Origin of the sequence: Mesorhizobium sp. M2E.F.Ca.ET.209.01.1.1 (assembly GCF_004010375.2) — a bacterium.
Classification (GTDB): Bacteria; Pseudomonadota; Alphaproteobacteria; order Rhizobiales; family Rhizobiaceae; genus Mesorhizobium.
This window is the reverse complement of record NZ_SADP02001335.1, coordinates 1-281: the sequence shown is the minus strand read 5'-3', so window position 1 is coordinate 281 and position 281 is coordinate 1. Positions and strand designations below refer to the sequence as shown.

Below are 281 nucleotides of genomic sequence, written 5' to 3'. Positions count from 1 at the left end.
CGGATGCCGAGGCGAAGCTCTTGTTCAGCTCGCTGCAGCAGGCCTTCGTCAACCTGCGCAGCGGCCGGCCCGGGCAATTGCCGCCGCCGGTCGAAAATTACGACCGCGATCTCGACCCGATGGCGAAAACCATGCTTGCCCAGGCACTGTCCTGCGCCGTCGTCGGTTCGCCGGAGACGGTGCGCCAGGGCATCGACGCTTTCGTCCGCCGCACCGGCGCCGACGAATTGATGGTGACGGCGCAGATCTTCGATCACGCGGCGCGCTTGCGCTCCTACGAG

Annotated in this window: 1 pseudogene; it reads left to right on the top strand. The window is 66.9% G+C overall.

The features are described from left to right. Positions 1 to 281 (top strand): annotated as a pseudogene (locus EN852_RS40315) (alkane 1-monooxygenase); the annotation flags it as partial.